This is a genomic window from Bacillus sp. T3 (assembly GCF_033449965.1).
Classification (GTDB): Bacteria; Bacillota; Bacilli; order Bacillales; family Cytobacillaceae; genus Bacillus_BU.
Genome location: NZ_CP137761.1, coordinates 1,825,893 through 1,838,828, shown reverse-complemented (window position 1 = coordinate 1,838,828; position 12,936 = coordinate 1,825,893). Strand labels below are relative to the sequence as shown.

18 protein-coding genes are annotated in these 12,936 nt (G+C 34.6%); 3 read left to right on the top strand and 15 right to left on the bottom strand.

The window, feature by feature from the left end:
- Nucleotides 1-73: 73 nt before the first annotated feature.
- The 4 genes from RGF10_RS09550 to RGF10_RS09535 form a co-directional block, all read right to left on the bottom strand.
- Complete coding sequence (locus RGF10_RS09550; protein ID WP_318508802.1) at nucleotides 74-262, bottom strand: amino acid transporter; 189 nt, start codon at nucleotides 260-262, stop codon at nucleotides 74-76.
- A 391-nt stretch (nucleotides 263-653) separates the two neighbouring features.
- Nucleotides 654-893, bottom strand: coding sequence for a hypothetical protein (locus tag RGF10_RS09545; RefSeq protein ID WP_318508801.1), 240 nt, complete (start codon nucleotides 891-893; stop codon nucleotides 654-656).
- Between the two features lie 37 nt (nucleotides 894-930).
- Nucleotides 931-1,704, bottom strand: a complete 774-nt coding sequence (locus RGF10_RS09540) for a VCBS repeat-containing protein (protein ID WP_318508800.1) — start codon at nucleotides 1,702-1,704, stop codon at nucleotides 931-933.
- A 277-nt stretch (nucleotides 1,705-1,981) separates the two neighbouring features.
- Entirely contained in the window at nucleotides 1,982-3,253 is a 1,272-nt protein-coding gene (locus RGF10_RS09535; protein ID WP_318508799.1) for a cation:dicarboxylate symporter family transporter, read from the bottom strand.
- Between the two features lie 285 nt (nucleotides 3,254-3,538).
- Between RGF10_RS09535 and RGF10_RS09530 the strand changes: the two genes are divergently transcribed.
- The 3 genes from RGF10_RS09530 to RGF10_RS09520 all read left to right on the top strand — a co-directional run bounded on the left by RGF10_RS09530 (nucleotide 3,539) and on the right by RGF10_RS09520 (nucleotide 5,333).
- Nucleotides 3,539-4,006: a DUF8821 family protein gene (locus tag RGF10_RS09530; RefSeq protein ID WP_318508798.1), complete on the top strand. Its 468-nt coding sequence runs from the start codon at nucleotides 3,539-3,541 to the stop codon at nucleotides 4,004-4,006.
- Nucleotides 4,007-4,397: 391 nt separating this feature from the next.
- Nucleotides 4,398-5,093 carry a hypothetical protein gene (locus RGF10_RS09525; RefSeq protein WP_318508797.1) on the top strand — a complete coding sequence of 232 codons (696 nt, stop codon included), beginning with the start codon at nucleotides 4,398-4,400 and terminating at the stop codon, nucleotides 5,091-5,093.
- A gap of 93 nt (nucleotides 5,094-5,186) precedes the next feature.
- Complete coding sequence (locus tag RGF10_RS09520; RefSeq protein WP_318508796.1) at nucleotides 5,187-5,333, top strand: hypothetical protein; 147 nt, start codon at nucleotides 5,187-5,189, stop codon at nucleotides 5,331-5,333.
- Nucleotides 5,334-5,504: 171 nt separating this feature from the next.
- On the opposite strand, the gene RGF10_RS09515 is transcribed toward RGF10_RS09520, so the two are convergent.
- The 11 genes from RGF10_RS09515 to RGF10_RS09465 form a co-directional block, all read right to left on the bottom strand.
- Nucleotides 5,505-6,731 (bottom strand): phospholipase D-like domain-containing protein, encoded by a 1,227-nt coding sequence (locus tag RGF10_RS09515; RefSeq protein WP_318508795.1) that lies wholly within the window; start codon nucleotides 6,729-6,731, stop codon nucleotides 5,505-5,507.
- A 158-nt stretch (nucleotides 6,732-6,889) separates the two neighbouring features.
- The gene (locus tag RGF10_RS09510) at nucleotides 6,890-7,279 is read right to left on the bottom strand and encodes a thiol-disulfide oxidoreductase DCC family protein (protein ID WP_318508794.1); all 390 of its coding nucleotides are present in this window, start codon (nucleotides 7,277-7,279) and stop codon (nucleotides 6,890-6,892) included.
- 85 nt (nucleotides 7,280-7,364) lie between these two features.
- A complete protein-coding gene (locus tag RGF10_RS09505) occupies nucleotides 7,365-7,709 on the bottom strand; it encodes a cupin domain-containing protein (protein ID WP_318508793.1) in 345 nt (114 codons plus the stop codon).
- Between the two features lie 252 nt (nucleotides 7,710-7,961).
- Nucleotides 7,962-8,147 (bottom strand): DUF4177 domain-containing protein, encoded by a 186-nt coding sequence (locus RGF10_RS09500; protein ID WP_318508792.1) that lies wholly within the window; start codon nucleotides 8,145-8,147, stop codon nucleotides 7,962-7,964.
- A 155-nt stretch (nucleotides 8,148-8,302) separates the two neighbouring features.
- On the bottom strand, nucleotides 8,303-8,980 hold the full coding sequence (locus tag RGF10_RS09495; protein WP_318508791.1) for a YhfM domain-containing protein: 678 nt from the start codon (nucleotides 8,978-8,980) through the stop codon (nucleotides 8,303-8,305).
- A 359-nt stretch (nucleotides 8,981-9,339) separates the two neighbouring features.
- The gene (locus tag RGF10_RS09490) at nucleotides 9,340-10,767 is read right to left on the bottom strand and encodes a transposase (protein WP_318508790.1); all 1,428 of its coding nucleotides are present in this window, start codon (nucleotides 10,765-10,767) and stop codon (nucleotides 9,340-9,342) included.
- Nucleotides 10,768-10,771: 4 nt separating this feature from the next.
- Complete coding sequence (gene tnpA / locus RGF10_RS09485; protein ID WP_318508789.1) at nucleotides 10,772-11,176, bottom strand: IS200/IS605 family transposase; 405 nt, start codon at nucleotides 11,174-11,176, stop codon at nucleotides 10,772-10,774.
- 323 nt (nucleotides 11,177-11,499) lie between these two features.
- A complete protein-coding gene (locus RGF10_RS09480) occupies nucleotides 11,500-11,964 on the bottom strand; it encodes a hypothetical protein (protein WP_318508788.1) in 465 nt (154 codons plus the stop codon).
- Nucleotides 11,965-12,059: 95 nt separating this feature from the next.
- Nucleotides 12,060-12,227 (bottom strand): hypothetical protein, encoded by a 168-nt coding sequence (locus RGF10_RS09475; protein WP_318508787.1) that lies wholly within the window; start codon nucleotides 12,225-12,227, stop codon nucleotides 12,060-12,062.
- A gap of 97 nt (nucleotides 12,228-12,324) precedes the next feature.
- The gene (locus RGF10_RS09470; protein ID WP_318508786.1) at nucleotides 12,325-12,606 is read right to left on the bottom strand and encodes a hypothetical protein; all 282 of its coding nucleotides are present in this window, start codon (nucleotides 12,604-12,606) and stop codon (nucleotides 12,325-12,327) included.
- 19 nt (nucleotides 12,607-12,625) lie between these two features.
- On the bottom strand, nucleotides 12,626-12,844 hold the full coding sequence (locus tag RGF10_RS09465; RefSeq protein WP_318508785.1) for a tautomerase family protein: 219 nt from the start codon (nucleotides 12,842-12,844) through the stop codon (nucleotides 12,626-12,628).
- Nucleotides 12,845-12,936: the final 92 nt, after the last annotated feature.

Here is a 12,936-nt window from a genome sequence, read left to right as displayed (position 1 = left end):
CCTCTAAAAATCCGTCTGCTGAAAAATAAAAAGCCGCCAAGAATGGCAGCCTGGAGATTAATATCAGTATCAGTTAATTTAATAGATTTAAAATAATCATTAGCAGTATAGTTAATGTAATGAAACCAATCATAAAGTATCCAATGTATTTTATTGGTTTTGGCAATTTATTCACATCAGTTTTAGCGAGATTAGCAGCATTGCCTTCAATCTTGTTGAAATGGTCAATTACATCATTAAAAGGTTTGTTTTCATCTTTCATTCAACCACCCCTTAACTAAATTTTAGCATACTTAGTCTTCTGATATTGAAATTATTTGTATAAAAATATTAATACTATCTAGTTTTGGTTAAGTAGGTTTATTCACAAACTATCTATATTATCAGCAGTAAATTTCAGAGCCACTTTTTAAGGCTGTGGCCGCCTTTGCAATTACTCTGTTATTCCCTAATTTCGATTCAGCTACCCTGGAGTTTCCAGAGATGATTATAATCCCATTTCTTATTCCCCTAAATTATGTCGGGATTCCACTATTGATACTAACTGTAAGTTCTATTCGAAAAATAAGTAAGTAAAACCTAATATCTGACAAAAATGTTTGATATCAGGTTATTTTATCTAATTACATAATCAACTATCTTTACCTCGTAATTTAAAAGGCTACTGGATGGTTTTGTTGATGGGGATGATTACACCCTGGAAAAGGATGAATATCTTGAATCATGTTGTAGTTATAATGCTTAAGAGCAAATTGAGACTGATATAAATACTCCATGACGTACACGCTACCACCATATGCATCACATAAGACCCCTGAAGTTCCAGTACCATCAATAAACGAAATTCCTACAGGCTGACCTAATAAGTATCCAATTTTTTGCTGCCAAGGCATGAAATTCCCCCCTTACGGCTCAAAAATAAATACTAAATTACTCAAGCAGTACAAAAAACATTTCGGGATCTAAAACCCAGGATCGATTATTTCCTGTATATTTCCAGTATAAAACGATTGATCCTAGCTGGTCAGCATGTGATGTTCCTGCTATATCATGCTGCGCTTCTAGCTTATATGGCACACTTCCGTCTATTTTAATCGGATACAGCTGGGGTAGATCAATGACAAACCCTTCTAGAGGTTTGATAAGCTTACCATCCTTGTCATAAACGGTGCCTTCATAAACTTTTTTTCTGGAACTTATATCCAATGTATAAGATTGATTAAGTTTTTCACTTTTAACAAGTACTCGATAATTATCCATATAGATCACTTCAAATCCCAATGTATCCGAAAGTGTCATAAACTGCTCCGGTCCAAGTATATATTCTGCATGGTTATCAAGAAATGATATGACATAGTAATAGGTTAGTCCCCCGCTTCCGCCCACAGGCAGATTGACCATCATTTCATTTCTATTTGAATTAGTAAAGCTGCCAAGAATCAGCCATGGAGTATAGGCCATACTGTATTTGGGATCCAATGGAATCACATACCACAACATTGTCTTACCGTCCTGGACGGCAACTTTTATATGCTCATAAAAAGGATTCTCTGTCTTTTCACCTACTAGGTAAATAAGATCTGGTATATTGTCGCCATTTACATCTCCTATTTGTTTATCAAGTATATGCGTATTCTGTCTAATTCCTGAATGAACAGATTGATTCCTATAAGGATTCGTGTATGGATGGGTAAAATAGTTCAACGTCAGACCTCCTTAAATTTATTTTGTTTTCAGGTAGTATATGAAGGTCATGACAATTAGGAACGAAGTACTATCGTTTATTTCATTACCCATAACCCGAGTTAACAAAGGCTGAACTATATTTGTCTCTGTAGTTCATGAAAATAAAATAAGAGCCTTCCCACTCAGGAAAGGCCCCCTACTCACTGTTACATATTATTTATCTCTTCTTTCAAGTTGTGAACAGCACTCCACATAACTAATTTCAAATAATTTTTATCAATCCAGCGTTTTGATTTTACGCAACGTTTGCCTGTTTAGTGGAATTAATGTAATCATTTGCTTTTTCTTCATCAAATTCACCTTCCCACTTTGACATGACAATCGTCGCTAAAGAATTCCCCAATACATTAACCGCTGTTCGTATCATGTCTAAAATGCGATCAATACCGGCGATAAATGCCACACCTTCTATTGGCAATCCCATCGAACCCAGTGTTGTTAAAACGACAACGAATGATGCACCCGGAACACCGGCCATTCCTTTTGAAGTTAACATTAGTACCATTAACAAGGTTATTTGTTGAGTCAACGATAGATTAATCCCATACATTTGGGCAACAAAAAGTGAAGCAAGTGCTTGATAGATGGATGAACCGTCTAAATTAAACGTGTAACCTGTTGGAATAACGAAAGAAGTAATCGATTTCGGACAACCGAACTTCTCCATTTTATCCATTAGCCTTGGTAAAACTGCTTCTGAACTCGCAGTTGTAAAAGCCAATATTAGTTCGTCTTTTAACACTTTCATTAAAACAAAAATACTTGTACCAGACATTTTTGCAATTAATCCTAGAACCACGAACACAAAAATTATCATTGTTACATACACAGCCACTACTAATTTCCCTAAAGGGACTAGTGATGCTATCCCAAATTTAGCAACAGTCACTCCTATCAGCGCAAACACACCAAATGGTGCGAACTTCATCACTTGATTTGTCACCCAAAACATCGCATCCAATACACCTTCAAAAAACCCTAGGACAGGTTTTCCTTTATCCCCTATCGCCGCGATTCCTAGTCCAAAAAATACTGAAAAGAAAATGATTGGCAACAAATCCCCTTGAGCCATGGATTCAAATATATTTTTCGGCACAATATGGACAATCGTTTCCGCAAATCCATGACTTTCAGCTGTTTGCGTTGTCGCCTCGTATTTTGAAATATCGCTCTTTTCAAGATTACTGGTATCTAAACCAGAGCCCGGATGGAACAAGTTTGCCGAAAGCAGTCCAATCGCAATCGCAATGGTCGTGACAATTTCAAAATAAAGAAGCGTCTTTCCCCCTAATTTCCCTAGCTTTTTAATATCGCCAACTCCCGCTACTGAAACCACTAATGCAGCGATGACAATCGGGACCACAATCATTTTGATTAAACGAATAAAAATATCGCCAATCGGAGCGATAATGGCCATGACTGTTTCATTACCATGAAATAAAGCACCAATAACAATACCGAGTACAAGTGCAACAAAAATTTGCGAAGCAAGACCAAACTTCTTCATTAAAACCCTCCTTAAATTAGTAGCCCTTTGTTGTCGCTTTTTCTATAGTGTTATTCTTAGTTTTAACTACGACCTACAAAAAACTACTAAAACCTACAACTTAAAAATGAAAATGTACTAAAATTGTTCATTTTCACCTAATTATGTTCACAAGGAAATCCATAAAACGTTATATGCTTAACTTGTGATACAGTGTATAGTAACCTAACTATACGAGGTTTAACTGTATTGCTTATGGGAAGTATAGTAATAATTTCTCTTGTAGAGATAAAAGGAGAGATGAAAATGTCCTATATCGTTAATTTTAAAAATGTTTCTACTGTTGGTTTAGAGTCTTCACCAGTTGCAGAAGCGCTAGCTGGTTTACGTGCTAATGAAGCCCGTTACTTTATGAACAAATACAAGCATGAATTTACCGTTGTGCCTGCTAACGAAAGCCAAGAGACCCTTGATTATGTGAACCAAATTTTAAAGAAAGAACGTAATCTTGAGTTTGCAGCCAAACCTTTAGAAACGTCCCGTTTCCAAGTAGAAAATATCAAATGGGCCTTCGTCTTATATGAAGATGGTCTTGAAGTCAACGTCTTGTATACGGTTGATGGCCCTAAGCCAAAACGGGCCGTTGGTTTTAAGCTTTCTGAAGGGATGGAGGTACCAAAGGAGCTAGAAGGAAAGTTTAAGTTTGCTAAGCAGAAGTCTACTCTAGCGGGAATCATTCGGGGCTCTTTTTTTGTCATTAAAGGAGAATATTAAAGTAAATAAAAGCCCATCCAAAGGAATTTAGCCATTTTAAGTTTTTGTTATACTTTTTCTACATTTGAAAATCCTGATTGAACAATAAATTAAACTCAGTTCGCTCAGGACTGAAATAGTAAACAGCACTTCTCAATTAATTAGAGAGGGCTGTTTATTATATTCAAGTATTTTTGCCATATCTATATAAGTATCGTAAAAGTGTTTTTCCAATTCCATTACCTCTTGGATTTCCTCCTTGTAGAGTCCCCATTCCCAATAATGCTTCATTTGAAAATATCCCAAAGGAAATTGGTACTCGTTAAGAATTTACCAGCAGATATTACCATCACTATTCTGTTTTGTTAAAACAAATAATGATAAAAAACTAACTACTGAAAGAAGGATTTATTTGAGGAAGCTCATTTTGCTCTCTCTCGTTTGCATTTTTTTCCTTTCCGCAATGGCGAAACCGAAGGAAATCGTTCCTTTTTTACAACCAGTCGAAAAAGATCTATACCAACATACTAATGTTCCAGTATTATTGCCCACCTATTGGAAGAAACAAAAAGGGAAGACGAATCATACCTCTGTATATGTTGATACGGAAGAAAATTGGTACTGTATTTATATTGAGACTACAGATAAACCTTACCCAGCTAATAAACTGGCATTTGATCATACACCTGAATCAAGTCGAATCGGCGAGCTATCCGGTTTTGTCGGTAATGTGATACGCAGCGACCGACCCCATGACTTTGTTTTTTATAAAAAGAAAGATGGCGCTAAATTATGGATTCAACCGTGGATTAGATCGATTATTTACGCCAAACGCGAATCATGGTCAATGCGTTTTGATGGTGATAACGGGGACGAGCCCTATCAACAAGCGGAAGATTTGTTTGATGCAATGAAGAAAGTGAATTGGCTAAAAAATAAAAACATTCATGATGGTAGAATCAATATTCGGGGTACAAGAAGTGAAGCTTATACTGATATTGAATGGGAGACAAATGAAGGATTTGTTTATCATTTTTACTATAAAGGTCCCATTAAGACAGCGGTAAAAATTGTCGATAGTCTTAAATATGTGGAGGAGGTAAACTAATAACAATTTTGTATTGGATTAGTTGTTTCCTTACAAAAAAAGAATAAGAAAAATGGCAGGACACAAACTATCCTAAAAAGGAGAGTGTATTTAATGGATGAAAAGGATTTAAAACAGAACGCTAGTAATACTTTACGTACGAATAAACAGAAAACTTCAGATAAAATGGCAAGTGTTGATGAGTTGAAAAAAGAGAATGAACCAGAGTACGTCTTTTTATATTGGGATGAATTGAGATAAAATATCTATAGAAGAGAAAAATATTGGATAGAATCCTACCAAAATAAAGCAATTCTCCTTATTGAGAATTGCTTTATTTTAGTAGGATATTTAAGTCTTAATATCTCAAAACATCATTTGATTGAATAAAAGTATCATCAGGTATTATTTCAATGATCAATCATTTAGTTTTTACAAATAATACTCAATCATTTTTGCAACTTTTTCATTAATTTTTTCTTTTAAAGATAATTGATTGACGTCAGAGGATGTTACACGTTTTGAATTTTGGATGTCTTTATTGATTTCTGGCTTTATTTTTGAAATATAGACAGGGTCATGGATATAACAGTTCATTTCTTCATTTAAATGAAACGAGCGCGAATCAAAATTTACGGTCCCAACCATTAATACCGTTTCATCAATCAAGAATACTTTAGCGTGTAACACTCCCTTTTTATAACCGTATACTTCGATTCCCTGTTTTAATGCTTTTCGAATATATGGATAAGCTGCTTCTTTAACTAACAGTGCATCCGAATGGGGTGAGAACAGAATTTTAACATGGACTCCTCTTTTTCTAGCATCCACTAATGAGTTCCAAATAGTTTTGTCTTTAAGTATAAAATAAGGTGTTTCTATAATGATGGACTTTTTTGCTCGTTGAAACAGCATTGCATAATCTTGCCCAAGCTTTTCTCCGCTATAATATGCAGTAAATCGATGCAAAGTTGCTCCCTTTTCCTTTGTCGCGTTGTGTAGTGGAATCTTCTGCTCTGTGTTTTTCTTCCAGTCCAATACAAATTGATGTATTAGATCTTGAACTCCTTCTCCTCGAATCTGAAGATGATAATCTCTCCAATGACCGAGTTTTACTTTTTCTCCTAAATACTTCTTACCTATGTTAAATCCACCAATATAGCCAATCCTTCCATCAATAATTGAAATACGGCGATGATTCCGATGATCCAAAGAAGAAAAAAGATAAGGAAAAGCAGGCTTATTGTAATACGTAAAATGCACTCCTGCTTTAACCAATAATTCTCTTTCCTTTTCCTTTAGTAAAATTCCACCTAGCCTGTCCACTGCATAATATACTTCTACACCTTCTTGGCTTTTTTGTTTCAATAAATCTAGAAACTGATGACTTACTTTATCATCAGCAATAGAGAAAAAGTTGATATACACGTAATGTTTAGCTTTCGTTATATCTGAGAAGTATTGATTGATTAACTTTTTCCCGTCCGTATACACAGTAATATTACTTTGGCGAATCGGGTATTGTATGGGCTGCTGGTCAAATACCATCCTTTTTTCGGCTGCTGTTCTGTCAATTTTACCCCAAACAAGCAGAATGAAACATGTGCCGATAAATACAAATAGGAGTACTTGAATGATTTTTTTTATCTTTTTCAGCATAGACTATCTCCTTTATATAATTACCGTTTTCATTCTGTTAGTTTTTGTTATCAGGACAAAACTATGCCCTTAACCATCCATGGAGCGGAAGTTTCGTAATAATTGTCTTTTTGCAAGGCCTACGGGTAGTATTTTGCTTCTTTTATTTCGCACATACTTTATAAGAATCTTTTTCTTAACTCGGGAGACGGTATCGTGCAACTTTCTTTCCTCCCAAACCATTTATATCTATTCTTTGAAAGAATGGTATAGAAAAAATCACGGATTGGTTTTGGAACAATTAACAAGCATTGTAAAAGCTGCCAACCACCCTTTAAATTCTTACAAATTCGTAAGGCTGCTGATGTTTTTGTGTAGTATTTATTATTACTAATAAGAATTAAGCTATCTACATTAGTAGGAACTTTGTATTTTTGCAATATTTTCTGCCCAACATCGCTTTGTATGGAAGTAAATTTATATATTGCTTTATTATCCCTTTTAATTATAAATTGAACACTATGATCACAAAAATTACATAGACCATCAAATAAGATAATGTTATTCACACTTTATCCTCCATTTAAAACATTTCCCCTTAGGGATCATTTGAATATACGAAAGGCGCGCCCTTTAGACGAAGAACAAATCAAATTATTCTTCTGCTAAAACTCTGTCACCTTTACTTGCAGGTTGAGAAATAACCAAAAATTCAACATCATTATTTGAGTCATTAATCATTTGGTGTGGTGTTAGAGGTGGAATTTCAACTCCCTCATGAGTGTTCAAAATAATGTATTCTCCATTAACTTCTAACGTAGCCGTACCAGATAAAACAAAGAAAAATTGTCGTGCTTGTTTGTGAAAATGCCTTACCTCTGAAGTATTACCTGGCATCTGTTCATGAATGACACTTAATCCATCGCTTTTTACCAAATGCCAGCCGTCACAAATATTTCCCCATACATAATGTTCTGCGTTATGTTTACTTATCTTCATACAAATTTCTCCTCTTGTTCTTTTTAATTTATTTTACAGTGAAGTAATTGTCGAACGGTTACTGAAGTACTCCATTAAAAAGTTTTTGTAATCCCTATAAGAAAAACGGCTGGCAACAGCCATACCGTTTTATACAAACTTTATCCATTTCAAGTTTACATTTTTCTTTACAAAAATAAATCTACTATTCCAACAAATTTCATATACCCTTTTCATTAAATAGACAAGAAAAGATAATCTGTAATGAAAAAACTAGTCTTGAATTAGCCTTTCAAAAATTATCTCATATGATGTTGGTTTGCCATGACCATTATATTCCATCGGCAGAACTTGTATTAATCTCCAGCCTTCAGCTGCATAAGCATCAATGGTTTCTCTATGTGTTGGAGCTGAAAAAAATCCTCCCAACGAAGTCTCTACATATTTATATTCATACATTTAATTATACCTCCAATGAAGTATTCTATGAAACTTTTAATAAATGCTAAAACTGTAAAAACCCTTAATGGCAAATTTCAACACAGATCGTAGAAGAACTGATTGAAGATAAGCAACCGTTCTGCTTTATAACAAAAAGTCTCTTCCGCTATTTTCTATTCAATTCCGTATGCAATTTCTTCCTGCTTCTCCGTTTTACCATTTCGAATAACCACATAATATCGAGGGTTTTCTTTCATGGATAAACTATGAATCACATAGGGATGGGCTACCTCCCCACTTTTTGCCTCGTGGCTCGTTATTTCAATAATCAGGTTTTCACCTTCTAGGCGAGCTGTTGCATTCTGATAGTCCCCCTGCGATACTTTAGAAAAAATTTGAAACGATTGGCGGTCTCCATGGGCATGTACCCCATTTATATAGACACCGTTTTCCACCTCTTCAATCGGGGTCGGATTTAGGGATCCTATAAAAAAACCTACGTTATTTGGATCCAACGGGAAATTTGTATAAGAGGCCATATCAAGTGTCCCATCTTTCTTTTTAGCAGGAAACGTTTTCATGAATAACTGGTCTATGGCATTTGTAGATGGGTCAAGTAGACTGTATATCGTATGTGTATCATTCGTATTCATAATGGTACCGTCCCCATTGATTAACCACAGGAAATACGACTCTTCCCCGACTGTTACCTTATACATTGGATCTGACATATTGGCGATTCCTGGTTGTTCAACGGCTGTTTTGACTGCTTCAGTAAAAATTTTGATATCCAGAGAATCCGTAAAAGCAACCGAATTTTCTTCCAAACGATTTAATCGTTGGACTTCCACAATCGCCGCTTTCGGTTTTACATTCTTTTGTTCAGTTTCACTTTCTTTTTATTGGAACAGCCGACTGTCCCGACCAACAATAAAATAAACAGGTAGATGCAGAAGTTTCTTCTGACGCTCACCCATCCATAAATGGAGGGGGTTCCAACCCAAAACCATCTTGGCTCTTCTAGCTTTTATTATAATATAAAAGCAGGACTTCACTTTGATTTATGAGTCTTTTACAGTCGAAATCGTTCTGACGCAAAAGGTTAAAACGGAACTTCTTGCGTAGGTTCGGATTCCCTTACCCTTCACAACTTATTGACTGTTACGGGGCACGTCTACACCGGAATATTAAATTTAACAACTTTAAAGATTTAAATCCCAAAAGCAGAAATTAATGGACTACATTGTTTTAAATTTTTTAATTCTTCCATACATTGTTTAAGGATAGGACCTATCTGCTCCCATTCTTCCTTTGCCTTTTTTAAATTTACTTTGTTACTGGATGTTACATGTTTGGCTAAGAAGGCACTGTATAAATCTCTTTGTGCGATGACTCCGCAATCACATCTATGCCATCTTTCGCTTAATTTTTTCTTCTGTATTTTGCCACAGTGACAGGTTTGAGATAATTTTGTTGAATAGGTAGAGAACTCTCTGAATTGCCCTCCTTGGGATAATATTTTCCTTTTTAATAGGGATATGTACAGGCTTGGTGCTTTCCGTCCAATACTTTTACCAAATAATTTTTGAAAGGCTTTGTAGGAGAGTTTTTCTGTCTTAATAGAGGATGTAAGTTGTAAGACCCGATTGGTATCTCTTCCATGGAGGTGTTTTCTTGTTTCTTTTCGTTTACGTTCAAACTCTCTCCATTCAACTCTGGTTTTGATATAGCGATTGGATAAAACCCAGCGTTTTTTTCCTTTTCGCACCGTTCCGTTTTCATTGAAATAATGAGGGTTATTGCTTCTTCTTTGTCGATCTAGTTTTCTTTGTAATCTTCGTTTTTCTTTATCCAAATATACGACTTCTTTGCAGAATTCCAACAGTTCAGCTTTTGATTCTCCAACAATGGCGATGGTGGAAGGTCCGATGTCTAATCCAACTTCTTCCTTTCCCATTTTATATTTTTGCGGTGGGAATCCTTCGAGGATTAGTTGAACGTAAAAACGATTTTTTCCCTTTACCTCTTTTTGGATGATTCTACAAAATTTAATTCTATTTTTTAATGACTCTTGTAACCAGATATCCTTTGGGTTCATGAGGCATTTTAAAGTTAAATCTTTCCCTACAAAGACAAATCCGTTTGAATAGGTTAGAAACGTTTTGTTATTTTTTCCTTCTAAAGAGACGAATTCCCCTTTGCGTTTAAAATAAACTCTTTTTGCCTGTCTAAACGCATATTTTTGCACAGCTTTGAACGCTCTGTCTGCAATTTTTTGACATACATGTGTGCCTAAATGCCGGTTAATAAAGTTCGAAGCATTTTTCGTTTTCGTTCCAAAGGATTGGATCGAATAACTAGAAAAACCGTAGGAGTCGTTTAAATGTTTAAAATTCTTTTTTCTTAATTCTTTTTGTTCTTCGACTGTCTTATCCAAAGAAATCGTTTCTTTAAATAAACGGGTGTTTCTGATGAAATTTAACCTTTTTAAACTTTCTCCCAAACAAGCATTGTAGAGTTGTCTGGCACAATCAGATAGCATCAGAAGCTTCTTTTCTTCCACATGATTGGTTCTCAAACGAATCGTCGCAATGAATGATGGCGTGGTTTCTTTTTTCTTTTCTTCTGATGCGGCCATTGTGTTAGACTCCTTTCTGATTTTCTATGTACTGTTTCACCACCTCTAATGTTGTTCCACCAACAGTGGAAACAAAATAACTATTTGTCCAAAGCGATGGGATTCTGCTTTTTAACCAAGGAAATTCTTTTCTTAGAAGACGTGAACTTCTTCCTTTCATTATTCTAATTAGTTTATTAATCCCAAATTGAGGATCACATTCAAGTAATACATGAACATGGTCGGGCATAATCTCTAATTCGATGATTTCAGAATGGGATTCATCCGCTACTTCATAAATGATAGATTTAAGTCTATCATCTACTCCATCAATTAGAACTTTCCTTCTGTACTTAGGACACCAAACAACATGATACTTACAGGAATAAACAACATGATTATTACTCTTATATATTATTAGACTTTTCATATTTTTAGTATAACATGAATATATTTCTAATACAATAATTTTAAGAACAAATGTTCTGTTTTTTTAAAAAAGAAAGGCAACCTCACCCCATACATAAATGTAGGGGCTTGCGTTTGCCATTTTGGTCATAATCAAATCCCCTCTCCATTTCCAATCAATTATATCTAATTTTCCTAAAAATAAGATGTTTGAAATATGGAGAAAAATCCACAAGAAAGGGAGAGAAAAATCTAATTTTCATTAAAGTCATTGCTCAACAATTTATTCCTAACATATAGTACGAAGCAATTCCTTTATAAGAATTGCTCCCTTTTAAGAAATATCTAATATACTTCTATAACGAAAGCATAAAAGGCGTCGCCATGGGATAAATTCTCTTCCTTATCATCCATCCACCATACGCCATAAGAATAATAATATACTCCTTTTTGCGTAGGTACGGTAAACTGATTATCTTTAACCTCGACTTCAGTTTCCTTGTTATTGCTCATCAGTACAACATGAATTTCATTTGGTTTTGGTTTATAGTCCATTACGAACGTTATATTTTCACCCGATTTAACTTTTATAGGCTTTTCGCCTTTTAAGAGTTCAATTGGTCCCACAGTATCAATGCAGGTAGTTTTTCTACCCCCGTTCCAACAATAAGTACCGAGTGTTGTTTCAAACATTTCATTATTAATCTTTATAAAGGCTTTTGGCGGCTTTCCTCCTGACAGCCTATCATTTGAACACCCCATCAGGCTAAGTCCAATAAGAATTACTAATATAAATACCCGCTTTTTCATAAGCAATTCTCCCAATTAATAATATATAGACGGTCTTATTTATATTTAGATGCTAAACCGAATTTTACGAAATAAAAATAGACGAGTTTCCCCGTCTAATTATTTAGTTTATCAAGTTTGTCAGAAATAGATTTAAGAATAGTATTCTTTTCTTGTTGTATTTTTAAGAATTTAATTAAAAACCAAATAATAAATAAAACTGGTGCTATGTAAAAGATAATTGATACAAGTGGAAAAATTGTAAAAAGTGCATCACCGGTCATTTATATACCTCCTTTAATTTGGATAATTATACCACGTCTAAAAGTAGGTTATGTTAGCCATTTCCAAAAAATTAGTGAATAAGATAAGACCCATTAATTAAGAAATATTTTTAAGCCAAGCCACAATACGAACAACTTGGAATGGCTCAAACCATGTTACTAAAAATATGATAATAAAAAATGAAGCGAGAGATATGAATTTTATTTTCCCTTTCTCACTTTTATAGATTGCAATAAGACTAGAGGTAAGCCCAACCAATAAAAAGATAACTCCTATAGGTACAATCGGTTCAAAGTAATCCTCTAGAAACCAATTAAAGCCAAAAGAAAGAATACCTAAAAATATAAAGATTATGGACCATAAACTGAATAACATCATATTCCCCCTCCTCAAAATCCTATTCTACACCTCGTTTACCAAAACCATCACCGAATTTAATGGAGTGAAGTTGTCCATTTGAAGCCCAATTTTCTCGTTCGTATTCATCGAATAATACAGTTACCCATTCTTCTTTAACATTTAATGTTTTAACAGCTTCCTTAGTTAACGCCTCAACGAATTCTTGTTTTTGCTCACTAGTTCTTCCCCTTGCCAACTTCACTGTGATAACAGGCATTATGGATCCTCCTTGAAAAACTCTATTATTCTCACTAATTCTTTATCGGATTTTTAAATTCCTTTATTTACCACAATTGATTTTCAACAATT